This window comes from Streptomyces sp. NPDC059248 (assembly GCF_042753905.1).
GTDB lineage: Bacteria > Actinomycetota > Actinomycetes > Streptomycetales > Streptomycetaceae > Streptomyces.
This window is the reverse complement of the sequence record NZ_JBHYZV010000049.1, coordinates 1-25,416: the sequence shown is the minus strand read 5'-3', so window position 1 is coordinate 25,416 and position 25,416 is coordinate 1. Positions and strand designations below refer to the sequence as shown.

Genomic DNA, 25,416 nt, shown 5'->3' with positions numbered 1-25,416 from the left:
GCGAGACATCGGGGGCCCGGGCCGGACGGGGAGTCCCCGTCCGGCCCGTGCCCCGTGCCCCGCGCCCCGTCCCGCTCAGTCGGCGATGACCAGCGACGGGGTGTCCCGCTTCAGGACCTCGCCCCGGAAGAACGCCGGGCTCCTCCGGTTCATCACCAGCATGATCACCAGGCCGAGGAGCAGCAGGCCGACACCGATGACGAAGACCGTGCCGACACCGCCGACGGAGGAGCCGCTGTAGGAGGGGTCCCACATGTCGTACAGCGTCTTGGCGAAGACCGCGGCCAGCATCAGCCCGCCGAGGACCGGGAACACGCCCTTGTAGAGGAGGTCGCGGCCGGAGCGGCGGATCTCACGGCGGAAGTACCAGGCGCAGGCGAACGCGGTGAGGGAGTAGTAAAAGCAGATCATGAGCCCGAGGGCGTAGATCGTGTCGGTGAGGACGTTCTCGCTCAGCAGCGACATCACGGTGTAGAAGGCGCCGGTGCCGACACCCGCGACGACGGTCGCCAGGCCGGGGGTCTTGAACCGCGGGTTCACCTTGCGGAACGACGCCGGGAGGGCCTCGTACGTCGACATCGCGAGCACCGTACGGGCCACCGGGATGAAGGTCGTCTGCAAGCTGGCGGCGGCGGACGCGAGAACCGCGACGAAGAGCAGGACGCCGAGTCCCGTGCCCATGACCGGGCCGGCGAGTACGGCGAAGACGTTGTCGGAGGTCTCCGGGTTGGCGAGACCGAGACCGGTCTCGCCGGAACCGACCGCCATCTGCGCCACGACACCGGTGACGAGGTACGAGCCGACCAGGACGACCATCGCGATGAGCGCCGCCCGGCCGGGGGTCTTACCGCTGCCGGTGGTCTCCTCGTTGGCGCTGAGACAGGCGTCCCAGCCCCAGTACATGAAGATCGAGAGGGAGAGACCGGCGGTGAAGGCGGCGAAGGACTCCACCGCGAAGGGGTTGAGCCACTCCGCGGAGAAGGACAGCGACGTCTCGAACTCCCCGGCCTTGCCCACCGCCATCGCGACGAAGATCGCGAGTACGAGCAGCTGGAGCCCGACGAGGGCGTACTGGACACTCTTGGTGGCCGTCATGCCCCGGTAGCTGATCGCGGTGGCGATCGCGATCAGGGTGAGCACAGTGAGGATGTGCACGGCCTTGTTGCCGTCGAGCGCGGCCACCGACTCACTGCCGGTGATCTCGCCCGCGAGCAGCCAGAAGAAGGAGGTCGCGACGCCCGCGAGATTGGACAGCACGATGATCGTGGCGACCACCAGGCCCCAGCCGCACATCCAGCCCACCTTCGGCCCGAACGCCTTCACTGTCCAGGTGAAGGAGGTACCGCAGTCCGGCATGACCCGGTTCAGCTCGCGGTACGCGAAGGCGACCAGCAGCATCGGCAGAAAGCCGGCCAGGAAGATCGCGGGCATCTGGAGCCCGACCACGGCGGCGGTGGCGCCGAGGGTGGAGGTGAGGCAGTAGACGGGCGCGACGGTGGAGATCCCGATGACGGTGCTGCCCGTCAACCCGACGGAGTTCCCGCCGAGCCCTTTGCCGCGTACGCCACCGCCTTCGCGGGGGGCGGCGGCCCCTCCCGTGTCTCCGGCCTGCGGCCGGGCTTCCAGCTGAGTCATGGACAGGACCGTAACCCCTACGATTTCCACATCCGGAGGAGATCCGTCCGGATATCGAACCCTTGATTTCGGGGGCGGGTTCGCCGCATTGCCTCAAGATGAAAGCTTGATGGCGATCGTGAATCGAGACTTACAAGGCGTAAGGCCATTTTCCCGAGCTACGATAACCGCAGCCGTGCCCGATTTACCCCTTTTGAAATTTTCCCACCACACCCCTGCGGGGCGAGGTGGGGGTGGTTAGGTGCGCCGCACCCCTGCGGGGCGGTCAGGCCAGGGTGTTCAGGTGCGCCGCATCCCTGCGGAGCGGGCCAGGCCGAGGCTTTTAGGGGCGCCGCACCCCTGCGGGGCGGTCAGGCCAGGGTGTTCAGGGGCGCGGGGAACTGCGCGACCAGCCCACCACGGTCCGCGGACCGAATACCGCGTACAGACGCCGTACGGACACGGTAGGTACTGCCACCGAAGCATCTAGGCGGACTGCGGACTGTCCGTTGCTGATCGCGCAGTTCCCCGCGCCCCTAGGGCCTCCACCTCACCGCCCCCGCAGGGGTGCGGCGCCCCTGGACCTCCGCCTCAGTGCCCCCCGCAGGGGGCCTGACCGCCGGGCCAGACCAGGGACTGGGTTTCCGAGTACGCGTGGAGCGCGTACGAGCCCACGTCCCGGCCCACCCCACTGGCGCCGAAGCCCCCGAACGGCGCCTCCATGTTCCGCCCCACCGTGTTCACGCCGACACCCCCCGTCCGCAGCAGGCCCGCGACGCGGAAGGCGCGGGCCGGGTCGCCGGACCAGACGTAGTCGATCAGGCCGTAGTCGCTGTCGTTCGCGAGGGCGACCGCCTCGTCCTCCGTGTCGAAGGGGAGGACGACGACGACCGGGCCGAAGATCTCCTCCCGGACCACCCGCATCGCGCTCCCGCACTCCGCGAAGAGCGTCGGGGCCGCATAGAAACCCCGGTCGAGTACGGGGGACGACGGGCGCTCGCCGCCCGTCACCAGCCGGGCGCCCTCCTTCACGCCCAGGGCGACATAGGACTCGACCCGGTCGCGGTGCGCGGCGGAGATCAGGGGGCCGACGACCGTCTTCGGGTCGGCGGGGTCGCCGATCCGCAGCCGGCGGGCGTAAGCGGCGAGCCCGTCGACAACCCGGTCGTACACACCCCGCTGGGCGATGACCCGGGTCGGAGCCGTACAGATCTGTCCGCTGTAGAAGGAGAACGTGGTCCCGATCCCGGCGACCGCCGCGCCCACGTCCGCGTCGTCGAAGACGATCGCGGCGCCCTTGCCGCCCAACTCCATGAGCCGGCGTTTCATCCCGCGTCCGCAGACTTCCGCGATCCGGCGGCCGACGGCCGTGGAGCCGGTGAAGCTGACCATGTCGACATCGGGCGAGTCGACGGCGGCCTCCCCGGTCCCGGCGGCGGAGCCGGTGACCACGTTCACCACCCCGCGCGGCACACCCGCCTCGGCGAGCGCGGCGGCCAGCCGGTACACCGACAGCGGGTCCTGCGGCGCGGGTTTCACCAGGACCGTGTTGCCCATGGCCAGCGCCGGGGCGATCTTGCCGGCCGGGTTGGCCCAGGGGTTGTTGTAGGAGGTGATGCAGCTGACGACGCCGACGGGCCGCCGGACCGCGAGCGCGCCGAGGACCCCGCCGCCGCCCATCGGCCCGGCGGCGGTGATCTGCGGCGGCAGGGGCTGTTCCACGGGCTCCAGCGCGCCCCTGGCGTACCGGTGGAAGCGCGCGGCGGCGACCTGGACCTGCATGGCGCGCGCGGTCGCGGTGGTCGCCCCGCTCTCCCGCCGGGCCAGCTCCGCCGACGCGTCGGCGTCCCGCCGGATGAGGTCGGCGGCCCGGTCGAGGATCCGGGCGCGTTCCTCGGGCCGGGTCCGCGACCAGGGGCCGAACGCGGCCCGTGCGGCGGCGGCGGCCTCGTACACCTGGGCGCGGCTCGCCTCGGGCGCGAGCCCGACGACCTCGCCGGTCGCCGGGTCGGTGATCTCGTAGTGCCCGCCGTCGGGCTCGACCCACGCGCCGTCGAGGAAGAGCCGCCCCTCAACCATGGCCGCCGTCACCGGGTGGACACCGTCTTCGTGTCCCGGCCGGACCGCAGCACGGTGCCCGGCCGCGCGCCGGTGACCGTGTCGTCGCGGATGGCCTCGACGCCGTTGACGCGTACCGACACCACCCCGATCGCCTCGGCGTCCAGCCGGGGGCCGGCGCCGGGGAGGTCGTGGACGAGCCGGGCGGGCGCGGCGTCGATCCGTTCGGGGTCGAAGAGGACGAGGTCCGCGTGGTAGCCCTCGGCGATCCGGCCGCGTTCGCGGAGCCCGAAGAGCCGGGCGGGGTCGTCGGTGAGCATCTTCACGGCGGTCTCCAGCGGGACGAGCTTCCGGCCGCGCAGACAGTCGCCGATGAAGCGGGTGGTGTACGGGGCGCCGCACATCCGGTCCAGATGGGCGCCCGCGTCGGAGCCGCCGAGCAGGACGTCCTCGTGTTCCCAGGTCCGTTTCCGCAGCTCCCAGGAGGCCGGGTCGTTGTCGGTGGGCATGGGCCACAGCACGGTCCGCAGTCCGTCCTCGGCGCAGATCTCGACGAGGCAGTGGAAGGGGTCCTGGCCGCGTTCGGCGGCGATGTCGCCGACGATCCGGCCGCCGAGCCCCTCGTTGGCGGTGCTGTACGTGTCCCCGATGACGTACCGGCCGAAGTCGGCGAGCCGCCGGAAGACCCCGGCCTCCTTGGACGTGGCGCGGCGCAGCATCCCGGCCCGTACCTCCGGGTCGCGCAGCTTCGCGATCCGTTCCGGTACGGGCAGGGCGAGGACGTCGCCCCAGCCGGGGATCAGGTTCAGCGCGCAGAAGGTGCCGAGGGACATATTCATCGGGGTGAGGATGGGCATGGTGAGGGCGACGATCCGGCCGCCCGCCGCGCGGGCCTTCGCGGCGGCGAGGAGCTGGCGGGGGACGCGTTCGGGTACGGCGGCGTCGACGGTGAGGACGTTCCAGTTCAACGGGCGGCCGGCCGTGGCCGACATCCGGACGAAGAGGTCGATCTCGGCGTCGCTGAACTGGTCGAGGCAGCCCGCGACGATGGCTTCGAGCTGGGTGCCCTCGTGCGCGCCGACGGCCTCGGAGAGGGCGAGGAGTTCCCCGGGGCGGGCGTGCCGGGAGGCGACGGGCGCCCCGTCGCCGTCGGCGTGCGTGGACGACTGGGTGGTGGACAGGCCCCAGGCGCCGGCCCGCATCGCGTCGTGCAGCAGCTCGACCATGGCGGTGAGCTGCTCCTCGGTGGGCTGTCCGCCGACGGCGTCCGCGCCCATGACGTACCGCCGCAGCGCGCAGTGGCCGACCATGAATCCGGCGTTGACGGCGATCCGGCCCTCCAGCGCGTCGAGGTACTCGCCGAAGGTGTGCCAGGTCCACGGCGCGCCCTCCTCCAGCGCGACCAGGGACATGCCCTCGACCCTGGCCATCATCCGCCGGGTGTAGTCGGCGTCCCCGGGGCGGTCGGGGTTGAGGGGCGCGAGGGTGAAGCCGCAATTGCCGCCCGCGACGGTGGTGACGCCGTGGTTCAGGGACGGGGTGGCGTAGGGGTCCCAGAAGAGCTGGGCGTCGTAGTGGGTGTGCGGGTCGACGAAGCCGGGCGCGAGGACGAGTCCGGTGGCGTCCTCGGTGGTCGCGGCCTCCTCGGTGATACCGCCCGGCGGTCCGACGACGGCGATCCGGCCGTCGCGGATCCCGACGTCGGCGGGGTACGCGGGCGCGCCGGTGCCGTCGACGACGGCGGCGGAGCGGATGAGGTGGTCGAGCATCGCGTTTCCTCCCCTCGGGGCCCGCCCGGGTCAGCCGTTCTCGGCGGCTGCCTGCCGGAAGCGGGTGGTGCGGTGCACCGGGTCGGTGTCGATATGCGGGATGACGTGCTCGCCGATCAGCTTGATGGAGTTCATGGTGTCCTCGTACGAGACGCCGATCGGCAGCCCGAAGGAGAGCTGGTCGGCACCGGCCCGCTCCCACCGCTCGCACTGGGCGCGGACCTCGTCCGGGTCGCCGCAGATCATCAGCTCCTCGGCGATGAGGAGTTCGACGATCTCGGGGGTGTACTCGGGGAGCAGCTCGGGCCACTCGGGGACGCCTTCGGGCCGGGGGAAGGTGTCGTGGTACCGGAAGAGGAGGGACTGGAGGTAGTTCATCCCGCCGCCGACGGCGATCTCGACGGCCTTGTCGTGGGTCTCGGCGCAGACGGCGGTGGAGGTCACCATGACGTTGTCGTTGACGAACGCGCCGACCGCCTTCGCCTCCTTGATCGCCGTCTTGTACGAGTCCAGCACCCACTCCATGTCGGAAACCTTCTGGACGCTGAAGCCGAGGACGCCGAGGCCCTTCTTCCCGGCCATGGCGTACGAGGAGGGGGAGCCCGCCGCGTACCACATGGGCGGATGGGCCTTCCCGTACGGCTTGGGGAGCACCTTGCGCGGCGGCAGGGACCAGTGCTTGCCGGAGAACCCCTCGTACTCGTCCTGGAGCCACATCTTGGGGAACTCGGCGATCGTCTCCTCCCAGATCTCCTTGGTGTGGTTCATATCGGTGATGCCCGGCAGGAAGCCGAGGATCTCGTGGCTGCCCGCGCCCCGTCCCGAGCCGAACTCGAACCGGCCCCCGGAGAGGTGGTCGAGCATGGCGACCTTCTCGGCGACCTTGACGGGGTGGTTGACGGGGGCGAGGGGGTTGAAGATGCCGGAGCCGAGATGGATGCGTTCGGTGGCGTGGGCGAGATAGCCGAGGAAGACGTCGTTGGCGGAGAGATGGGAGTACTCGTCGAGGAAGTGGTGCTCGGACGCCCAGGCGTACTTGAAGCCCGATTTGTCGGCCTGGATGACGTACTCGGTCTCCTCCATCAGCGCCTTGTGCTCGGCGAGCGGATCGGTCTCGGCGCGCTTGCCGACATATCCCTGGACAAAGATCCCGAATTCCACGGGCGGTTCACCGTCCTCGGCTCTGGTTCGTTCCCGGGGTTCCCGGCCACTCGACTTCTGACGCACCGTCAGATTTCTGGTCCCGACTGTTCCACCGCCCCCGTGAGGCGTCAATAGCTGACGACCCATCAGAATGCGATGACGGGTCGCTCACGCCGGGGTGACGCCGGCCAGCCAGCCGCCGTCGATGACGAACGGCTGGCCGGTGATGTACGAGGAGTCGTCGCAGCTCAGGAAGAGCGCCAGGGCCGCGACCTCCTCCGCGCGCCCGGCCCGGCCCAGCGGGATCACCTTCGCGTAGAGCGCGGCGGCCGACGCCCTCGCCCGCTCCGCGTCCCGGCCCGGGGCGAGGGCCGCCGGGTCGGTCATCGGGGTGTCCACCGCGCCGGGGCAGACCGCGTTGACCCGGATCCCCTTCGGCGCCAGCTCCAGCGCCGCGACCCGGGTGAGACCGACGACCGCGTGTTTGGAGGCGGTGTACGCGCCCACATAGGCCATCCCCGTCATCCCGGCATAGGAGGCGGTGTTGACGATCGTGCCGCCACCGGCCGCCGCGATCCGGGGCGCCACGGTCTTCATCCCGAGGAAGACCCCGACCTGATTGACCTGCGTGACCTGCTGGAACTCCTCCAACGGGGTATTGACCAGCTCATTGAAGCGGAGGATGCCGGCATTGTTGACCAGCCCGTCGACCCGGCCGAACCGCTCCTCGGCCACCGCGACCGCCGCCCGCCAGTCCTCCTCCCGGGTCACATCGAGCCGTACGTACGCCGCGCTCTTCTCCCCCAGCTCGGCGGCGACGGCCGCGCCCTGCTCGTCGAGGACGTCACCGAGCACCACCCGGGCGCCCTCGGCGGCGAAGAGCCGGGCCTCGGCCTCGCCCTGTCCGCGCGCGGCTCCGGTGATCACCACGACCCGCCCGTCCAGCTTTCCGTTACCGGTCATCCGTCGTCTCCCGGGTGTCAGTCGTTGAGATGGGGCGCGACCTCGGCGGCGAAGGAGGCCATCTGGTCGATGAGTTCATGCCGGTCCCGGCTGCGGAAGCGGACCTGGATCTGGTCGACGCCCATCTCCCCGTAGGCGCGCAGCGACTCGGCGAGCGCCTGCGGCTTCCCGGTCAGGGTCCGCCGCCCCACGGGAAAGCCGGGCTCCCCCACGTACAGCGGCTCGGCGATCGCCCCGATCTCGGCGGGCGAGGCGATCCCGGCCCGCTCGCGCAGCTCCCGCAGCCGAGCGATCTGCGCGGGCAGCCGGTCGCGGGGGTCGCCCTGCGGCAGCCAGCCGTCGCCCTTGAGCGCGGCCCGGCGCACGGCGGCGGGCGACGAGCCTCCGATCCACAACGGCACCCGCTCCTGTACGGGCCGGGGCCGCTGGCCGAGCCCGGAGAAGGCGAACGACTCGCCGCTGTGCTCGGGGAACTCGTCGGGTCCGAGGGCCGCCCGCAGCGCGTCGACCGTCTCGTCCAGCACCCGGCCGCGCCCGTCGAAGTCGGCGCCCACCGCGTCGAACTCCTCCCGGACGTGCCCGGCCCCGACCCCGAGGACCAGCCGGCCGCCGGAGAGATGGTCGAGGGTCGCGTACTGCTTGGCGGTGATCAGCGGATGGCGCAGCCCGACGACGGCGACATGGCTGAGCAGCCGGACCCGGCGGGTGGCGGCGGCCAGGAACGAGAGCGTGGCGACGGGGTCGTACCAGACGGTGGACATGGCGCCGGCGAGCCGCCGGGGGATCGCGATGTGGTCGCAGACGGCGATATAGGCGAAGCCGGTGCGGTCGGCGGTCCTGGCCACCTCGACCAGGTCCTCCACCCCCGCTCGGGCCTCCCACGGCTCGGCGTAGAGGGTGCTCTGGGACTGGACGGGGAGCTGCATCCCGTACGACAGACGCCCTTCGGGCAGGGTCCGCGCAGGCATCGTGGCGCCTCCTCGGCATCGATCTGACGGTACGTCACATATTGGCTTCCGTCATCGTGATGCCTGGCACCGCGGGAGACAAGGCCGCCGCCGCCGGTACCGGACGCGCCCGCGCCTACCGCTCCTCGTCCTCGTCCTTGTCCTCGTCCGGCCCGATGAGACCGTCGAGAGCGCGCTCCAGCGCTTCCTCCGTACGCCCCCGTACGGTCACCATCCCCTCGTCGTACCGCAGCAGGGCGTCCGGGCTCGCGTACCAGCGGGTCCCCGGGGTCTGGCCTATGGGGTACTCCGGGAACGGCAGCCGGACGAACCCCGGCGCGCCCTGAACCGTCTCCGGGTCCACCTCGTCGAGATACTCGGCCAGCTCCTCCGGCTCGTGCGCCGACTCGGCGAGCACGATCTCCACGAAGCAGTGCGACACCCGGTCCAGCCAGGGCTCCCAGCACTCGCTTGCCTTGTCCGCGAGATCGAGCCGGACGACCACGGGCGGATCGTCCCGGCCGATCTCCGCGAGCGGTATCCCCCAGACGCACACCCCCTGGTTCTCGTCCCGGAAGACCAGCGCCTCCCCCGAGGCGTCCACCTCCAGACCGGCGGGCGGGCGCAACGAGTCGTGGTTGCTGGTGAGATCGGGCCGCCGCCCCAGCAGGGCGTACGCCTCCTTGAGCGCGGCGGGCAGCCGCAGCCCGAGCCGCTCCTCGGCCGCCGCGATCTCCTCCGGGCCGCAGCCGTCCCCGTCGGCGAGTGGCGTCGCGCACCACACGCGCGCATAACCCCGTACGAACTCCCACGCGGCCCGCCGCCCGGCGACGGCGTCCCGCATCCCCACCACGATGTCCATGCACCGACGGTAACGGCCCCCACTGACATCCGCCCGAAACATCCCCCGGCGACAATCCCGGCATGGAGTACACGATCCAAGACATCCCCTGGTCCGCGCCCGATGCCGAGGCGCTGCGGGCCGCCCAGCGCGCCGAGATAGCCGAGATCTACGGCACGACGGAGAGCGAGCCCGGTATCGCCCCGTCCGCCGCCGACGTCCCCGTCTTCGTCGTCGCGTACACCCCCGACGGCACTCCCGTGGCCTGCGGCGGCCTGCGCGCGCTGGACCCGGCGACGGGCGAGATCAAGCGGATGTACGTCGCCCCGACGGCCCGGGGCCTGGGCGCCGCCGACGCCGTCCTGAAGGCCCTGGAGGACCGAGCCCGGGCCCGTGCCTGGACCAGCCTCCGCCTGGAGACGGGCGCGCGCCAGGGCGCGGCGGTGCGCTTCTACACCCGCTCGGGGTACGCCCCGGTCGCCCCCTTCGGCGCGTACCGGGACTCCCCCGACTCCCTCTGCTTCGAACGCACCCTCTGAACCGCGTCCCCGCGGGGAAAACGCATGTACTTCCGAGTGCTCATCCTTTGGGACGTTTATCGGTTCGCGCCCTCGTTCGCGCCGGGGCACCGGGGACACCCTGAAATCCGGGCCGTGGACGGGTGTTCCGCGGACGGGGAGGGCGGGATGTCGATGTCGTCGTCACCGGAGGCCGGGCGGGACCGGCGGCTGGACGAGGAGGCCGTGCTGGTGGCCGCCGGGCTGGCCGATCTGGCGCTGAGCACGGCCGGCACGGTGGTGGGCACAGCCGTGGACACCGTACGGGGACTGCTCCGGCGCGCCGACTCCGCCGACCTGTTGGAGGACGCCGGACACGACCTCCGGGCCCGGGGGCGGATCGCGCTGGACCGGTACGCGTCCCGGCCCCCGGCCCATCTGGAGGTTCTGGCCCGCAACTCCCGCCACGCGGCCGATGCGGGCTGACCCGTTCGACCCCGGCGCCTTCAAGGGCCGGGTGGACGAGGCGCTGCGCGGCTTCGTCGGCCGGGAGGCGGACGAGCTGGTGGCGATCGATGCCGAGCTGGTCCCCGTCGCCCGGCAGCTGGAGGAGGCCGTCTCCGAGGGCAAGCGGCTGCGGGCCGCGTTCTGCTACTGGGGTTGGCGCGCGGCCGGTCAGCCCGACAGCGACGCGCTGCTGCGGGCCGCCGCGTCGATGGAGCTGGTGCACGCCGCCGCCGTGGTCCACGACGACCTGATCGACGAGAGCGCCCTGCGGCACGGCCGCCCCACCGCGCATATCGCGCTCAGGGCCCGGCCGCGGCGCCGCCCCCGGAGCGCGACGGCGGCCCGGTCGCTGGCGATGCTGGTCGGGGATCTGCTGATGGCCCTGGCGGGGCAGCTGTTCGCCACCAGCGGGCTGCCCGCCGCCTATCTGGCGCGGGCCCGGCCGCTGTGGTCGGCGATGGCCCGGGAGCTGATCGCTGGCGAGTGCCTGGAGATCCTCCGGACCGGTACGGCCCCCGACACGGAGTCGTCGCTGAAGGTGATCCGCTACAAGACCGCCAAGTACACGGTCGAGCAGCCGCTGCTGATCGGCGGCGTACTGGGCGGGGCCGGTGAGCGGCTGCGGGCCGGTTTCTCGGCGTACGGGCTGCCGCTCGGTGAGGCGTTCCAGCTCCGGGACGATCTGCTGGGGCTCTTCGGCGACCCGGCCAGGACCGGGAAGGCCAGCCCCGACGATCTGCGCACCGCCCGCCCCACGGCGCTGCTGGCCGAGACCTGGCGGGTCGCCGACGAGTCCGAACGGGCCATGCTGCGGCGGCTGCTGGCCAGGGGCCGGGCGCTGGACGCCGACGGGGTCGATACGGTCCGGGCGCTGATGACCCGGCTCGGGTCGCCCGACCGGATCGAGCGGATGATCACGACGCGGGTGGCCGAGGCGACCGACGCGCTCGCGGGGTGCGCGGTCCCGGGCACGGCGTCGGCGGCGCTGACGGCGCTCGCGCGATCGGCGACCGTACGCCAGTCCTGACCCCGCGCGTCACCCCCCGTATCCGTACCGCGCCTCCGAAAGGCAGGGCCCGTGACCACCCATCCCGCGTACCCGTACACCGAGACGTCCCTGCACACCCTGCGGAACGCCGGTGACGAACTCGCCGACGCGACCGTCGCCGCGCTCATCGAACGCGGTGAGGTCGGGACGTTCAACACCCTGATGCGCTATGTCTCCACGGCGGGCTCCCCGCTCCCCGATGGCCTGCCGGACGTGGCCCGCGAGTATCTGGAGGCCACGTCCGCGCCGCCCGCCTGGGTGGACTGGGACCGGATGGAGCGGGCCAGGCTCTTCTTCGTCGACAACAACGTCCATATCAACACGGCTCTCTCCTTCGCCTCGATGCCCGCCTGCTATGTCACCCCGCGCGTGGCCCGGCTGCTGTCGGCGACGCACTCGCTGGCGTATCCGTCGAAGCGGATGGCGGAGACCGGGCAGTTCGTGGTCTATCTGATGCGGCCGGACGCGTTCGAGGCGGGCAGCCGGTTCGTCCCGGCGGCGCAGAAGGTGCGGCTGCTGCACGCCTCGATCCGGCACCATCTGCTGCGCGAGGACCACTGGGACCGGGCGGCCGAGGGGACGCCGATCTCCCAGGAGGACATGATCGGCGGCCAGATGATGTTCTCGATGCTGGTCCTCGACAGCATGCACAGGCTGGGCATCCATATGAGCAACGAGGGTGCCGACGCCTACTTCTACGCCTGGCGGGTGGTCGGCGCGATGCTCGGCGTCGACCAGGAGTCGGTGCCGAAGAGCGTCGAGGAGGGCCGCCAGTACTTCGACCTGTATATGACCCTCAATATGGGCCCGTCGGACGAGGGGGTCCATCTCACCCGCCAGCTGATCGACCTCTACGAGGAGGTCGTCCCCGGCACGTTCTTCGATCCGCTGGTGGGCGCGCTGGTCCGGCATCTCGTCGGGGACACCTGCGCGGACTGGCTGCGGGTGCCGCGCACCCCCTGGGACACGGTGGTCGGCGCCGTACCGCGGCTGCTGGGGGCGCTGGAGAGCGTCGAGGACCGTTCGCCGTACGGGGCGTGGGCGCTGGACCGGATGGGCGCCCTGGTCTCGGGTCTCGAACTGTCGGCGCTGACCCGGGGGCGGGTGATGCACTACGCCATCCCGGAGTCGCTGCGGAAGGAGTACGGCGTTCCGGACACGGTCCGCCCGAAGGACCGCTGGAGCCCGCCCCCGGCGACGGTCGGCTGAACGGCCCCGGGGAGAACGGGGACGAGGAACCCCGGCATTACCTCGGACGTCATCGACGCCCCGGGGGCGGGACGGGCAGGGTGGAGTCGTCGCCGCCGGAAAGCCCCCAGAGGGATCCGGGAGGGATCCGGGAAGGATCCCGGCGGCGGGATCCGGGCGGGGAGCCTCCCCCGAGCCCCCGGCCCACCCGACCCCGAAGGACGGTCCGCCATGTCCGCCACCACACCCGCCACGTCCGCCGGCGCCGAACTCTCCGCCGCCGTCTACGAGACCGCCGTCGAGCGCTACTTCGCCGCGTGGAACGCCTCCGGCGCCGAGGCCCGCGCCGGGGCCGTCGCGGCGGCCTGGACCGAGGACGGCTCCTATCTGGACCCGCTGATGGACGTCCGCGGCCACGAGGGCGTCGCGGCCGGCCTCGGCGCGGCGGCCGAACAGTTCCCCGGCTGCGAGTTCCGGCTCCGCGGCACCGTCGACGGACACCACGGCATCGCCCGGTTCGGCTGGGACCTGGTCGTCGTCGCCGACGGCTCGTCGCCCGCGGCCGGCTTCGACGTGATCACCCTGGCCGACGACGGCCGGATCACCTCGGTACTCGGCTTCCTCGACCGGGTGCCGGGGGCCTGACCTCCCCCACCGGCACCCGCGGGCGCGATGCGGGTGAGCTTCCCCCTTGCTCCCCCGTTCACCGCGCCCCGGGGGAGCGCGCCCGCCGGAGGAGTGCGGGCGCGCGCCGTGGGCGGTGGGTTCCGCGTAACCCGCCGCCCGCGGCCTCCTCTTTCCCCTTCCCCTGAGGCACCCCCACCCTCTATTGTTCTAGTAGACATAGAACTAACCGAATCGGTTGGAGGGTGATGTGAGACGTCCCGCGGCCCCGGAGGAGATCCCGGCGACGGCCCGTGCGCGGAGGTGGTGGATCGCGGTCGCGCCGACGGTCCTGGCCGTCGCCGTGTTCCTGGCGGTCTATCTGTCCGTACGGGACCGGCTACCGGGCGAACTCGCCACGCACATGGGCGGCGACGGCCGTGCCGACGACTTCACCGGCCGGGGCGCCTTCACCGTGACGGCGCTGCTCTCCCTCGCCGGCCTCGGCACCCTCTTCGCCGTGCTGTCCCGCTTCACCTCCGACGCGAAACAGGCCTCCGCGCCCCGGGCACTGCTCGCCACGGGCGCGGGCACGGTCGCCCTCGTCGGCTATCTGCTGGTGCTGCTGCTCCTCGCCAACGCGGGCGTCGGCGACCCGGCGACCGTACGGTTCTCCGACTGGCATATCGCCGGAGCGGCGGCGGCCGGGGGCGCGGCCGGGGCCCTGGCCTGGTTCGCCGCCGGGCCCGACCCGCTGGCGGCGGCCCCGGACGAGGCGTCGTCCGCCGCCGGACGGCTGCCGCTCGGCCCCGGGGAGCAGATCGCCTGGACCCGTACCGTCACCGCGCCCGGCCTGCTCGTCGCGGGCGGTCTGACCGTGGCGGCCCTGGCCGCGGCCGCGGTCTACGCGGGCGGCTGGCTGCTCGCCTCGGCGATTCCGCTCGGGTTCCTCTTCGCCGCCACCGGCCGGGTCCGGGTGACCGCCGACTCCCAAGGGCTCACGGTCACCCCGGCCGGGCTGCGCCGCCCCCGGGTCCGGATCCCCCTCGACCAGATCGCCGCCGCCACGACCCGGCCGGTCAGTCCCGTACGCGACTTCGGCGGCTGGGGCTACCGGGTCAGGGCCGGGGCGAGCGGGCTGATCCTGCGCTCCGGCGACGCGCTGGCCGTCGGCAAGGCGTCGGGCGGTACGTTCCTGGTGACCGTGGACGACGCGACGACCGCGGCCGCCACGCTCAACGCCCTGGCGGACCGGGCCCACCGCGCCGCCTGACCCGTACAGCCGGCCCCAGGCCCGTACGGCACCCCCGTCCCCCTCCCGAGGCCGAGGCCGAGAGATGCTCTTCCGAATCGACCCCCAGTCGTCGATCTCCCTCAGCGACCAGGTCGCGGCCTCCGTCCGCCGCGCGCTCGCGGACGGCACGGCGGCCCCCGGCGAACGGCTCCCCGCCGCCCGGGACCTCGCCAAGTCGCTCGACATCAACCTCCACACGGTCCTGCGGGGCTATCAGAAACTCCGCGACGAGGGGCTGGTGGAACTCCGCCGGGGCCGCGGCGCGTTGATCAGTGACGGCGCGGACCCCGGCCGCGGCCGGCTCGTCCAGCACATCCACGAGCTGGCGGCCGAGGCGCGCGCCGTCGGCCTGACCGACGACGAACTCCTCACCCTGATCAGCCGCACCCTGAACCCCGGGACCATCTGATGAACGAGTACACGACCCGCGACGGCGTACCGCTCCTGCTGCGCGAGGCCACCACCGGCGACTGGCCCGCGATCGCGGCCTTCTTCCACCCCGTCATGGCGGCGGGCGAGACCTTCACCTTCCCCACGGACCTCTCCGACGACGAGGCCCCCGGCTGGTGGCTCCTGCCCGCGCCGAACCGCACCGTGGTGGCCACCACCCCCGACGGCACGGTGGTCGGCAGCGCGAAGATGAACCGCAACCACCACGGCAACGGCTCCCACATCGCCGGCGCCAGCTATCTCGTCGACCCCGCCCACGCCGGCCGGGGCGTGGGCCGCGCCCTGTGCGCGTACAGCATCGACTGGGCCCGCGACCAGGGCTATCGCGCGATGCAGTTCAACGCGGTCGTCGAGACCAACATCCACGCGGTACGGCTCTACGAGTCCCTGGGCTTCAGCGTCATCGGCACCCTCCCGGAGGGCTTCCACCACCCGGAGAAGGGGTATGTGGGCCTGCACATCATGCATCTGCCGCTGACGACGCGGTCCGCCCGGCCCGCGTAGCACGCACAGCCCGAGCCGACGGCGCCGTCCGCGTGGGCTCGGCCGGGACGGATCTCGTGGTGATGGCCCCTCGGCCGGAGGCCGTTGGCGGCCCCTGGCGTGTCGTGCGCCCGCCCGTGCGCCGCGCGCGGATCGCGGGAAATCCCGCGCCTTCCGGGGCGGGCGACGGGGGCCGATGGTGCTTTGCTGGGTCGGCGGGACCCGTCACCGAACCGACGCTATCGAAGGGACCAGCCGTGTCCGATGAGCGACCGAAGTCGACCGCGGAGTTCAACCAGAAGATCATCGAGGAGTTCCGGGCCGGGGGCGGCTTGGTGGGCGGGATGTTCGAGGGGCTGCCCCTCGTCCTGGTGACCTCCACCGGGGCCCGGAGCGGACGGCCCAGGACGAATCCGGTGGCGTACGCGCGGGACGGCGACCGGCTCCTCGTCTTCGGCTCCAACGGGGGCTCCCACCGGCATCCCGACTGGTACTGGAACGTCCTCGCCGACCCCCGGGTCACCGTCGAGATCGGCGACGGCGCGGGCGGGGTGGAGACGTACGCGGGCGTCGCGACCGTACTGGAGGGCGACGAGCGCGCCAGGCTCTACCGGGAGCAGGGCGAGCGGGTGCCCGCCTTCGCCGCCTACCAGGCCGGGACGGAGCGGGTCATCCCCGTGGTGGCGCTGGAGCGGGCCGACCCCGCCCCGGCGGGCTGACCGGGCGGCCTTCGCGACCGCGACCGCGACCGAGGGGGCCGAGCCGACCGCGACCGGGGGACCGAGCCGACCGTGGGCCGGGGCCCGGACCCCGGGGCCCGGCCCGCGGTCGGCTCAGCCCGCCCACAGTCCGTCCTCCGTCAGCCCGAGCAGCTCGATCGCGTTGCCCCGCACGATCCGTTCCACCACGTCCGGCGCCAGATGACCCATCTGGGAGACGCCGACCTCGCGCGACTTCGGCCAGGTGGAGTCCGAGTGCGGGTAGTCGGTCTCGTACAGCACGTTCCCGACGCCGATCGCGTCGAGGTTCCGCAGCCCGAAGGGGTCGTCGAAGAAGCAGCCGTAGACATGCCCGGCGAACAGCTCGGACGGCGGGCGCAGCACCTTGTCCGCGACCCCGCCCCAGGCGCGGTTCTCCTCCCAGACGACGTCCGCGCGTTCGAGGATGTACGGAATCCAGCCGATCTGGCCCTCCGCGTACATGATCCGCAGGTTCGGGAAGCGTTCGAACTTGCCGCTCATCAGCCAGTCGACCATGGAGAAGCAGCAGTTGGCGAAGGTGATCGTGGAGCCGACGGCGGGCGGCGCGTCGGCGGAGGTGGAGGGCATCCGGGAGGACGAGCCGATATGCATGGCGATGACTGTGCCGGTCTCGTCGCAGGCCCGGAGGAAGGGGTCCCAGTCGTCGCCGTGGATCGAGGGGAGCCCCAGGAACGGGGGGATCTCGGAGAAGGCGACGGCGCGTACGCCCCGGGCGGCGTTGCGGCGGACCTCGGCGGCGGCCAGCCCGGCGTCCCACAGGGGGACGAGGGTGAGCGGGATGAGCCGGCCCCGCGCCTCGGGGCCGCACCACTCCTCGACCATCCAGTCGTTGTAGGCGCGCACACCGAGGAGGCCCAGTTCGCGGTCCTCGGCCTCGGTGAAGGTCTGGCCGCAGAAGCGGGGGAACGTGGGGAAGCAGAGGGCGGACTGGACGTGGTTGACGTCCATGTCGGCGAGGCGGTCGGGGACGCTGTAGGAGCCGGGGCGCATCTGCTCGTAGGTGATCACTTCGAGTTTGATCTCGTCCCGGTCGTAGCCGACGGCGGTGTCGAGACGGGTGAGGGGGCGGTGGAGGTCCTCGTAGACCCACCAGTCGCCGATGGGGCCCTCGTCGCCCTTCGCGCCCATGACGGGCGCGAACCTCCCGCCGAGGAAGGTCATCTCCTTCAGGGGGGCGCGGACGACGCGCGGGGCGACGTCCTGGTACTTCGACGGGAGCCGGTCCCGCCAGACGTTGGGGGGCTCCACCGTGTGGTCGTCCACCGAGATGATCTTGGGGAAGGTCTCCATGGGGTCACGGTAGCGTCGATCTGACGGTTCGTCAGCAAGTTGGACGGGGTCACGGAGGGTGAGGGAACGGGAGAGGGTCCAGGGGTACGCGACCGGGCGCACCCCCGCACGGGAGCCCGCCGCACCCCTCGAATCCGGGGGTCGCCCATCGCATCGGGCCGGGCAGAGCCCTTGCGGAGCCCGGGCCGGGCCGGGGTCGACCCCGGCCCGAGCACGACCCGAGCACGGCCCGTGCGCGATCCGAGCACGGGTCGAACCCGCCCCGGAGACCCATTCCGTCCCGTACGGAACCTCGGCACCCTCCGTCACGTCTTCCCCCACGCCCGTCCCGCCCACCGGGCGGGTCCCGGCCCGTGTGTAGTGTGCATGCGGAATCAGTCGCTCCAGATGCCCCAGGGGGATCCTCACCATGCCCGCCACCCGGAGGAAAGCCCGCCGAATAGCCACCGCGGCGGCCCTCGCGGCCCTCACCCCCGCCCTCGCGGCCTGCGGAATGGACACCACCGCGCCCGCGACCGCCCGCGGCAAGGCGAAGGGGGAGGTGGCGCCCGGGACCGTCGACTGCGAGAAGGTCAAGTGCATCGCGCTGACCTTCGACTCCAGCCCCGGCGTGAAGACCCCCCAGCTCCTCGACTATCTGAAGAAGGAGAAGGTGCCCGTCACCTTCTTCGTCCTCGGCAAGAACCATCTCGACCGCTGGCCGAAGGTGGTGAAACGGTTCGCCGACGAGGGTCACGAGGTCGCCAACCACACCTGGACCCACCGCCGGCTGGACCAGCTGAACAAGAGCGAGATCCGCGAGGAGCTGGAGCGGACGCAGATCGAGCTGGAGAAGATCACCGGGCAGAAGCCCACCCTCATGCGTCCGCCGCAGGGCCGGATCGACGACGAGGTCACCGAGGTGTCGAAGGAGCTGGGCCTGGCCCAGATCCTGTGGAACGCCACCGCGAAGGACTACTCGACCACGGACTCCGAGCTGATCAAAAGCCGGATCCTGAAGCAGGCGAAGAAGGATGGAATCATCCTTTTGCATGACATCTACGACGGGACGGTTCCCGCCGTTCCCGGGATCGTCACAGAACTGAAAAAGCGGGGCTACACCTTCGTCACGGTCTCCCAACTGCTGGCACCCGCCGAGGCGAACCCCGGTGAAATCTACCGACCTTGACACTTCGTCCCCCGTCGCCGTGTGCCGACGGAGGGCGTCCCGGCGGATGCGGCGGGTGATCGCCACGGGGCGTCGGGGGCCAGGACAGCCCGGGCAATAAGCCGAATGAAGCGCTCCGCTGCTGTCGGAGTCGTCGTACACAAGGCAGACTGTGGGTGCGAACCGGCAGTTGGGGGCAGGGGGCAGCATGGACCGTGACAACGGGCCTCGCGTACCGGAGCAGCGCTCTCCGGCGCCCAACGAGGTCGACAATGGAGCCGTGGATCTGCGTTTCAGCGTGCTCGGACCGGTGCGTGCGTGGCGCGCCGGGCAGCCGCTGCCACCCGGCTCGCCACAGCAGCGCGCCCTGCTCTCGGCGCTGCTGCTGCGCGACGGCAGGACCGCGACGTCCCACGAGCTGATCGACGCGATCTGGGGCGAGGAGCCGCCGTCCCAGGCCCTCGCCACCATCCGGACGTACGCCCACCGGCTGCGCAAGGTGCTCTCGGCGACGACCCTGATCTCCGAGTCCGGCGGCTACGCCCTGCGGATAGAGCGCGACGCCCTGGACCTGTTCGTGGCCCAGGAGTTGGCCGCCGCGGCCGAGAAGACCCGGGCCGCGGGCGACCCGGGTCATGCCCGGATGCTGGTCAACAAGTCGCTGGGGCTGTGGGACGGCGAGCCGCTGGCCAATGTCCCCGGGCCGTACGCGGAGAATCAGCGCACCCGTCTGGAGGAGTGGCGGCTCCAGCTGCTGGAGACCCGGCTCGATCTCGATCTGGAGGTCGGGGCGCACGCGGAGGCCGTATCCGAGCTGACCGCCCTCACCGCGGCACATCCGCTGCGGGAGCGGATGCGGGAGCTGCTGATGCTCGCCCTCTACCGCAGCGGACGGCAGGCCGAGGCCCTCGCCGTCTACGCCGACACCCGCCGCCTCCTCGCCGACGAACTGGGCGTCGACCCCAACCCCGAGCTGTCCCAGCTCCAGGAGCGCATCCTGCGCGCCGACACCGCGCTCGCGGCGCCCGCCGAACCGCATACGGCCCCGCCGCCCGTGGCGCAGCCCGCCCAACTCCCGGCGACCGTGCCCGATTTCACCGGCCGTGCCTCCTTCGTCCGCGAGCTGGGCGAACAGCTGGCGACGGCCGAGGGATCCGTGATGGCGGTCTCGGCGCTCGCGGGCATCGGCGGGGTCGGGAAGACGACGCTCGCCGTCCATGTCGCCCACGAGGCCCGGCCCCGCTTCCCCGACGGCCAGCTCTACATCGACCTCCAGGGCACCAGCAACCGCGCCACCGAACCGGAGGCCGTGCTCGGCGCGTTCCTGCGCGCCCTCGGCCACCCCGAGGCGTCCGTCCCCGAGACACTGGACGAGCGGTCCGCGCTCTACCGCTCCACCCTCGCCGGACGCCGGGTCCTGGTCCTGCTGGACAACGCCAGGGACGCGGCCCAGATCCGGCCCCTGCTGCCGGGCACGGCGGGCTGCGCAGCCCTGGTCACCAGCCGGGTGCGGATGGTCGACCTGGCCGGGGCCCACCTCGTGGACCTCGATGTGATGTCCCCGGAGGAGGCGCTTCAGCTCTTCACCAGGATCGTCGGCTTCGAACGGGTCTCCGCGGAGCGGCAGTCCGCCCTCGATGTCGTCGCGGCCTGCGGTTTCCTGCCGCTGGCGATCCGGATCGCGGCCTCCCGGCTGGCCGCCCGCCGCACCTGGACCGTGTCGGTGCTGGCGGAGAAGCTGGCCGACGAGCGCCGCCGTCTCGACGAACTCCAGGCGGGCGACCTGGCCGTGAAGGCCACCTTCGAACTCGGCTACGGCCAGTTGGAGCCCGCCCAGGCCCATGCCTTCCGGATGCTCGGCCTCGCCGACGGCCCCGATATCTCCCTCGCCGCGTCCGCCGCCGTACTCGGCCGCCCGGTCCAGGAGACCGAGGACCTCCTCGAAGCCCTCGTCGACACATCGCTGGTCGAGTCCGCCGCGCCCGGCCGCTACCGCTTCCACGATCTCGTCCGCCTCTACGCCCGCGCCTGCGCCGAACGGGACGAACGGCCCGAGGAGGGCGAGGCCGCCCTCGCCCGGCTGCTGGACTTCTATCTCGCCACCGCGTCCCGGGTCTACGGCATCGAGCGCCCCGGCGACCGGCTGGTCGACCACCTCGGGCCCACCACCCTGGAAGGCGTCGTCTTCACCGACCGCCGCCGCGCCCAGGACTGGCTGTACGCGGAGGCGCACTGCATGCTCGCCGGGGCTCGGCAGGCCACCGGCGGCCGGCGGCTCGCGCTCGCCGCCGATCTGCTGTGGGCCGCCCAGGGGCTCGCCGAGTCCGGCGCCAACTCCAAGCTGTACGAGATCGCGGCCCTGGCGGTCCGGGACGCGGCGCGCTCCACCCGGGACGCCCGGGCCGAGGGCCGGGCCCGTACGTCCATGACCAACGTCCATCTGGTCGCGGGGCGGTACGAGGACGCCGACGACGAGGCCCGGATCGCCGCCGAACTCGCGGTCTCCGTCGACGACCCCGCCCCCGTCTACTGGGCGGACAACGACCGCGGCATCATCGCCTTCAACCAGGGCCGGTACGAGGACGCGGAGGAGTTCCTGCGCCGCGCCGCCGAGGGCGCCCGCCGGGACGACAGCGACTCGACCGAGGCCAGCGCGCTCTGCAACCTCTCCAGGACCCAGCTCGCCCTGGACCGGGTCCCCGAGGCCATAGACCTCGCACGGCAGGGCGTCGCGATCTACAAACGGATCGGGCACACCCTCCGGCTGGCCAACGCCCGCTACGCCCTCGGCGTCGCCCTCACCCAGGCCGGCCGGCACGCGGACGCGCTGGAACAGCTCTCCGAGGCGATGGAGCTCTTCGAGGCCAACCGGCAGCGGCTCTGGGAGGGGACGGCCCACTTCCGGATCGCCCAGGTGCATCTCTCGGCCCGGCGCGCGGCCCGCGCGGCCCAGCACTGCGAACAGGCCCTCGCCATCGGCTGCATCGGCGGCGACCGGATCCGCGGCATCGTCCTGATCACCCTCGGCCGGGCGCTCTCGACCCTCGGCCAGGCGGACCGCGCCCGCGCCTGCTGGCTGGAGGCGAAGTCCCTGCTGGAGACCGCGGGCGCGCCGGAAGCGGAAGAGGCGCGCGGGCTGCTGGCGCCGCTGAGCACCCTCTGAGCGCCCTCCGCGGAGCGTCCCGGTCCGCTCCGACCCGACCGGGACGCCCTCCCGCACCCGACTTATGTGACGGTCGTCACATCTACGCGCGCCACTGAACCATGCTCGACCGTCTGTGCGTATATGAATACGGACATGGAGTGACCGGCGCCCCCGGCAAGGGGGCGTAGCGGCGCGTACTGAGGAGTTCGAAGGGCGCACTTTCGACGACGCCCTCCGCGCCGAACGCCACATCGTGGGCGTTTCCCCAGGTCGGCGGTGTTGTGACCGCATTCTTTCTGGACGTTCATCGAATGTTTATGCCGTTCCGACATGCTCTCTCTTGCAGTCGATCCGTCGCAACGGGGGGCAGACGGATCGCACCCGGGACCTTCTCTCCTCTCCGGGGGGTGAGGAGACAGGTCCCCCGGCCTTCCGTCCGGGGACCCTCGGGGGAGTCCCCGGCCGGAAGGCCACCTACGTTCCGCCCGCACCAATCCAAGGGGGACAGAAAGATGACACAGAACCATTCCAACGATTTCATCCGCGGTGCCGCACAGACCGCCGCCGTCGAGGGCATCCTGCCCCGGGAGCGCCATACCCCCGCGCCCCCGGCACCGGTTCCGGCCGATTCCGGTACGGCTCCGGGTCCGGTCGCGCCGACCGTGCCGCCGGTGATCGCGGACCCGGCGCCCGCCGGCCGGACCGACACCAAGGCGCCGATCCCGCCCGCCGAGGGCATCCTGCCGCGTGAGCGGCACACCCCGGCGCCGCCGGCTCCTTCGACGAACCCCTCCCAGCCGCCCACGACGCCGCCCGTGACACCGGTGGACTCCACCACCACGGGCGACAGCGGCGCTCCGGCGACGGACGGCGCTGCCACGCCGCCCACCACTTCGCCCGAGCCCTCCGCGGACGAGGAGATCGTCACGATGGAGCGCCACACGCCGTCGCCGCCGCGCCCCCGGGACTGAGCCCTCCGGGGGCCGGGGGACCGGCCGCACGGGTACGGCCGCGACGGTCAGGGGGAGCGTCGCGGCCGTACCGCTTTCATCCGCCCGGTCCCGGGCCACCGCACAGACCCGGGACCGGGCTTCGCCGTGTCGCGGGTCCGGGTCCGGGTCCGCGGCCCCCGCGCCACGTCGCGGGCCGGGTTCCGGGCCGGTACGGCTGCGGCAACGCGCTCACCAGGGAAAACAGTCATCACGGCCACCTCAGAGGCCACTTGAGGCCGCTCGCGCACCAAAGAGCGCCAATCCCGGACATAAGTGGCCGATCATTAAAACAAGTTCACAATTTCTTCCCGGGCCCCCTCCCGCAATCGATCAATGACGGTGTGTACTTGAGCGGTCGTCCGACGACGGCACCAGAACCACCGCCCTCCCCCCGAGGTTTCGATGATCGAGATACCGGAGCTGGCCGCCGCCGGCCTGGCCGCCGGGACCCTGTCGGCTCTCGCCCTGGGAGGCGGGCTCCTGCGGTCGCGACGGCAGCGCCACCGACAGACCGAGGAGATCGAGACCCTCAGGACCCATCTCGGGGTCGCCCGCGAGGAAGCCGACCGCACCGCACGGGCGTACGCGGCCGAGGTCGCGCATCTCGCGGAGAAACGACTCCCGGCCACCGCCGCCGCCACCGCCCACCCCCATCTGCGGGTCCCCGGCGCCCTGCGCCCCGAGGCCACCGGCGCCGAACTGGGCGACGCGCTCGACGGCGTACTGGCCGGACTGACCACGGCCCTCGCCCAGGAACGCAAACGGGTCGACGCCGCCGCCCGGGCCGGGATGCGGGGCGCCACCCGGGAGATCCAGGCGGGCCTCTACCGCCTCCAGGACGTCCTGCGCGGACTCCAGCAGCGGTACGACGACCCCGAACTGGCCCAGACCCTCTACGCGCTCGACCACGAGAACGAGCAGTCCCTGCGCCGCGCCCAGGTCGCCGCCGTGGTCTGCGGCGCCTGGGTGGGACTCGCCCGCGAGGAGTCGCACCTGGTCGACGCGGTCACCGGCGGCCAGTCCAGGCTCGTCGGCTACCACCGGGTCAAGATCGGCAACCATCTGGAGGACGGCACGGCGCTCGTCTCGCACGCCGTCGAACCCGTCGCCATCATCGTCGCCGAACTCCTCGACAACGCCCTGCGCCACTCGTCGCCCGACACCCGGGTCGTGGTCAATCTGGAGCGGGCCCACCACGGCGTCACCGTCACCGTGGACGACGCGGGCGTCGGCATGGCCGCCGCCGAACGCTCCTGGGCCCAGCGGATGGTGGCCGGTACGGAACCGATTCTCCTCTCCGAACTCGGCGACCCGCCGCGGATGGGCCTGGCCGCGATCGGCCAGCTCACCCGGCAGTTCGACCTCTCGGTGGATCTGTCGTCGCCGTCGCCCTACGGCGGTGTCCGGGCCGTCCTGCTCGTCAAGGGCCATCTGCTGAGCCGGATCGACCCCGCCGAGCGCCCCCCGGCGGCCAGCGCGCCCCGCTCCACCCGGGGCGGCGCCGCGGAGGCCGCGGCGCAGGAGGACTCGGGCCGCCATCTCCTCCCGCACGCCCACCAGCTGCCCCCGCACCGGACACCCGCTCACCGACCGCCCGCGCCGCACCCGACCGGTGTGCACTCGTCGCCCGCGCCGCACCCGGCGCCCGGCGCGCCCGGAGCCGTACCCCCGCCGGCGAACCCCGCCGGACACCCGCGGCCCGGCCCCGGCCACGTACCGCCGTACAACTCCCCTCTCCCGCCCGCCGACGCCGTCACCCACGAGCCCGCCGGGCCGCCCGCCCCGCCCCCGCACCTCCAGCCCGACGGCGACGCGCTCCCCCGGCGCCGCCGCCGTGTCCGGCCGGACGAACCCGCCGCGACCGGGGCGGCCCCCGCCCGCCCCCGGCCGCCCGTGCGCACCCCGGAGGAGGCCGCCGCCGCCCTCGGGGCGCTCCAGGCCGGTACCGCCGCCGCACGCAACGCCGCCGACCCCGGCGCCCACGACCACGGCGCCGACCACACCGAAGGGAAAGACCCCCGATGACCTCCCGTACCTCCCGCGAGACCGGCGACACCGCTTGGGTGCTCGACCCGATCCTGGAGATCCCGCATGTACGGGCCGCCGTCCTGCTGACGCTGGACGGCCTGGTCTCCGGCTACTCCGACCGGCTGTCCCGGCCGTCGGCGGAGCGCACCGCCGCCATCATCAGCACCGTCCAGGGCGCCTGCCGCAGCGCCGCCGCGACCTTCGCGGACCAGGACACCGCCGAGGTCCGCCAGGTCGTCGTCGAGTCCGACCACGGCTACATCCTGGTCGCCCCGACCCGGCACGGCACCTGTGTCGCCGCCTTCGGCGATCCGGAGGTACGGCTCGATCTGCTGGCCCACAGAGTGCACTCGCAGGTGGCGCGGCTCGGCGAGAAGGCCATGTCCGCCGCGCCCCGCGGTACCGATGGCGACGTCACTCCGGCATGACCGCCCGCAGGGGCGGCCGGCCCCTGGTCCCGGCGTATCTGTCGACGGGCGGGCAGGCCCGGCCCAGTACGGGCAATCTGGAACGGCTCTCGGTACTGACCGGTCTGGTGAGGCCGGAGACGGTGACCGGCGCGCCCGGGTGGGTCCCGGGGCCGCCGTCCGGGCCACCGTCCGCCGGGCCCGCCGACCCCGGGAACGGCGTCCCGTTACCGCCGTCGGC

22 protein-coding genes and 1 pseudogene are annotated in these 25,416 nt (G+C 72.6%); 15 read left to right on the top strand and 8 right to left on the bottom strand.

All coding sequences use genetic code 11. The annotated features are described in order from the left end of the window. Nucleotides 1–75 precede the first annotated feature (75 nt). The 7 genes from ACFXG1_RS21290 to ACFXG1_RS21260 all read right to left on the bottom strand — a co-directional run bounded on the left by ACFXG1_RS21290 (nucleotide 76) and on the right by ACFXG1_RS21260 (nucleotide 9,356). Nucleotides 76–1,635, bottom strand: coding sequence for an APC family permease (locus ACFXG1_RS21290; protein WP_384744092.1), 1,560 nt, complete (start codon nucleotides 1,633–1,635; stop codon nucleotides 76–78). Nucleotides 1,636–2,205: 570 nt separating this feature from the next. Continuing rightward, a complete protein-coding gene (locus tag ACFXG1_RS21285) occupies nucleotides 2,206–3,693 on the bottom strand; it encodes an aldehyde dehydrogenase family protein (protein ID WP_384744109.1) in 1,488 nt (495 codons plus the stop codon). 8 nt (nucleotides 3,694–3,701) lie between these two features. Next, nucleotides 3,702–5,441 (bottom strand): amidohydrolase family protein, encoded by a 1,740-nt coding sequence (locus ACFXG1_RS21280; RefSeq protein ID WP_384744090.1) that lies wholly within the window; start codon nucleotides 5,439–5,441, stop codon nucleotides 3,702–3,704. 30 nt (nucleotides 5,442–5,471) lie between these two features. Then, nucleotides 5,472–6,602 (bottom strand): LLM class flavin-dependent oxidoreductase, encoded by a 1,131-nt coding sequence (locus ACFXG1_RS21275; protein ID WP_384744088.1) that lies wholly within the window; start codon nucleotides 6,600–6,602, stop codon nucleotides 5,472–5,474. A gap of 150 nt (nucleotides 6,603–6,752) precedes the next feature. Next, nucleotides 6,753–7,547: an SDR family NAD(P)-dependent oxidoreductase gene (locus ACFXG1_RS21270; RefSeq protein WP_384716047.1), complete on the bottom strand. Its 795-nt coding sequence runs from the start codon at nucleotides 7,545–7,547 to the stop codon at nucleotides 6,753–6,755. A gap of 17 nt (nucleotides 7,548–7,564) precedes the next feature. Continuing rightward, nucleotides 7,565–8,515, bottom strand: coding sequence for an LLM class F420-dependent oxidoreductase (locus ACFXG1_RS21265; protein ID WP_384716049.1), 951 nt, complete (start codon nucleotides 8,513–8,515; stop codon nucleotides 7,565–7,567). 115 nt (nucleotides 8,516–8,630) lie between these two features. Further along, the gene (locus ACFXG1_RS21260) at nucleotides 8,631–9,356 is read right to left on the bottom strand and encodes an SMI1/KNR4 family protein (protein ID WP_384716052.1); all 726 of its coding nucleotides are present in this window, start codon (nucleotides 9,354–9,356) and stop codon (nucleotides 8,631–8,633) included. A 62-nt stretch (nucleotides 9,357–9,418) separates the two neighbouring features. Between ACFXG1_RS21260 and ACFXG1_RS21255 the strand changes: the two genes are divergently transcribed. The 9 genes from ACFXG1_RS21255 (at nucleotide 9,419) to ACFXG1_RS21215 (ending at nucleotide 16,124) form a co-directional block, all read left to right on the top strand. Further along, nucleotides 9,419–9,874, top strand: a complete 456-nt coding sequence (locus tag ACFXG1_RS21255) for a GNAT family N-acetyltransferase (RefSeq protein WP_384716055.1) — start codon at nucleotides 9,419–9,421, stop codon at nucleotides 9,872–9,874. A 147-nt stretch (nucleotides 9,875–10,021) separates the two neighbouring features. Next, nucleotides 10,022–10,318 (top strand): polyprenyl synthetase, encoded by a 297-nt coding sequence (locus ACFXG1_RS21250; protein ID WP_384716058.1) that lies wholly within the window; start codon nucleotides 10,022–10,024, stop codon nucleotides 10,316–10,318. Further along, complete coding sequence (locus tag ACFXG1_RS21245; protein WP_384716061.1) at nucleotides 10,308–11,366, top strand: polyprenyl synthetase family protein; 1,059 nt, start codon at nucleotides 10,308–10,310, stop codon at nucleotides 11,364–11,366. The genes ACFXG1_RS21250 and ACFXG1_RS21245 overlap by 11 nt, the downstream gene beginning before the upstream one ends. A gap of 51 nt (nucleotides 11,367–11,417) precedes the next feature. After that, complete coding sequence (locus tag ACFXG1_RS21240; RefSeq protein ID WP_384716064.1) at nucleotides 11,418–12,596, top strand: oxygenase MpaB family protein; 1,179 nt, start codon at nucleotides 11,418–11,420, stop codon at nucleotides 12,594–12,596. A gap of 210 nt (nucleotides 12,597–12,806) precedes the next feature. After that, nucleotides 12,807–13,220 (top strand): nuclear transport factor 2 family protein, encoded by a 414-nt coding sequence (locus ACFXG1_RS21235; RefSeq protein ID WP_384744084.1) that lies wholly within the window; start codon nucleotides 12,807–12,809, stop codon nucleotides 13,218–13,220. A gap of 229 nt (nucleotides 13,221–13,449) precedes the next feature. After that, nucleotides 13,450–14,451: a DUF1648 domain-containing protein gene (locus ACFXG1_RS21230; RefSeq protein ID WP_384720518.1), complete on the top strand. Its 1,002-nt coding sequence runs from the start codon at nucleotides 13,450–13,452 to the stop codon at nucleotides 14,449–14,451. A 64-nt stretch (nucleotides 14,452–14,515) separates the two neighbouring features. Then, nucleotides 14,516–14,881, top strand: a complete 366-nt coding sequence (locus ACFXG1_RS21225; RefSeq protein WP_384744081.1) for a GntR family transcriptional regulator — start codon at nucleotides 14,516–14,518, stop codon at nucleotides 14,879–14,881. Further along, on the top strand, nucleotides 14,881–15,426 hold the full coding sequence (locus tag ACFXG1_RS21220; protein WP_384724031.1) for a GNAT family N-acetyltransferase: 546 nt from the start codon (nucleotides 14,881–14,883) through the stop codon (nucleotides 15,424–15,426). Before ACFXG1_RS21225 ends, ACFXG1_RS21220 begins: the two co-directional genes overlap by 1 nt. A 236-nt stretch (nucleotides 15,427–15,662) precedes the next feature. After that, on the top strand, nucleotides 15,663–16,124 hold the full coding sequence (locus tag ACFXG1_RS21215; RefSeq protein WP_384724029.1) for a nitroreductase family deazaflavin-dependent oxidoreductase: 462 nt from the start codon (nucleotides 15,663–15,665) through the stop codon (nucleotides 16,122–16,124). 114 nt (nucleotides 16,125–16,238) lie between these two features. On the opposite strand, the gene ACFXG1_RS21210 is transcribed toward ACFXG1_RS21215, so the two are convergent. Beyond that, nucleotides 16,239–17,456 (bottom strand): amidohydrolase family protein, encoded by a 1,218-nt coding sequence (locus tag ACFXG1_RS21210; RefSeq protein WP_384723982.1) that lies wholly within the window; start codon nucleotides 17,454–17,456, stop codon nucleotides 16,239–16,241. 409 nt (nucleotides 17,457–17,865) lie between these two features. On the opposite strand from ACFXG1_RS21210, the gene ACFXG1_RS21205 reads away from it, so the two are divergent. From ACFXG1_RS21205 to ACFXG1_RS21180, 6 genes and pseudogenes are all read left to right on the top strand, one after another. After that, entirely contained in the window at nucleotides 17,866–18,624 is a 759-nt protein-coding gene (locus ACFXG1_RS21205) for a polysaccharide deacetylase family protein (protein WP_384721246.1), read from the top strand. 187 nt (nucleotides 18,625–18,811) lie between these two features. Further along, entirely contained in the window at nucleotides 18,812–21,766 is a 2,955-nt protein-coding gene (locus tag ACFXG1_RS21200; protein ID WP_384744078.1) for a BTAD domain-containing putative transcriptional regulator, read from the top strand. Between the two features lie 494 nt (nucleotides 21,767–22,260). Next, nucleotides 22,261–22,719, top strand: a complete 459-nt coding sequence (locus ACFXG1_RS21195) for a hypothetical protein (RefSeq protein WP_384720792.1) — start codon at nucleotides 22,261–22,263, stop codon at nucleotides 22,717–22,719. A 423-nt stretch (nucleotides 22,720–23,142) separates the two neighbouring features. Next, the gene (locus ACFXG1_RS21190; RefSeq protein ID WP_384720795.1) at nucleotides 23,143–24,765 is read left to right on the top strand and encodes a sensor histidine kinase; all 1,623 of its coding nucleotides are present in this window, start codon (nucleotides 23,143–23,145) and stop codon (nucleotides 24,763–24,765) included. After that, nucleotides 24,762–25,196 carry a roadblock/LC7 domain-containing protein gene (locus ACFXG1_RS21185; RefSeq protein WP_384720798.1) on the top strand — a complete coding sequence of 145 codons (435 nt, stop codon included), beginning with the start codon at nucleotides 24,762–24,764 and terminating at the stop codon, nucleotides 25,194–25,196. The genes ACFXG1_RS21190 and ACFXG1_RS21185 overlap by 4 nt, the downstream gene beginning before the upstream one ends. After that, nucleotides 25,193–25,416: pseudogene (locus ACFXG1_RS21180) on the top strand (hypothetical protein); the annotation flags it as partial. The gene ACFXG1_RS21185 and the pseudogene ACFXG1_RS21180, both read left to right, overlap by 4 nt.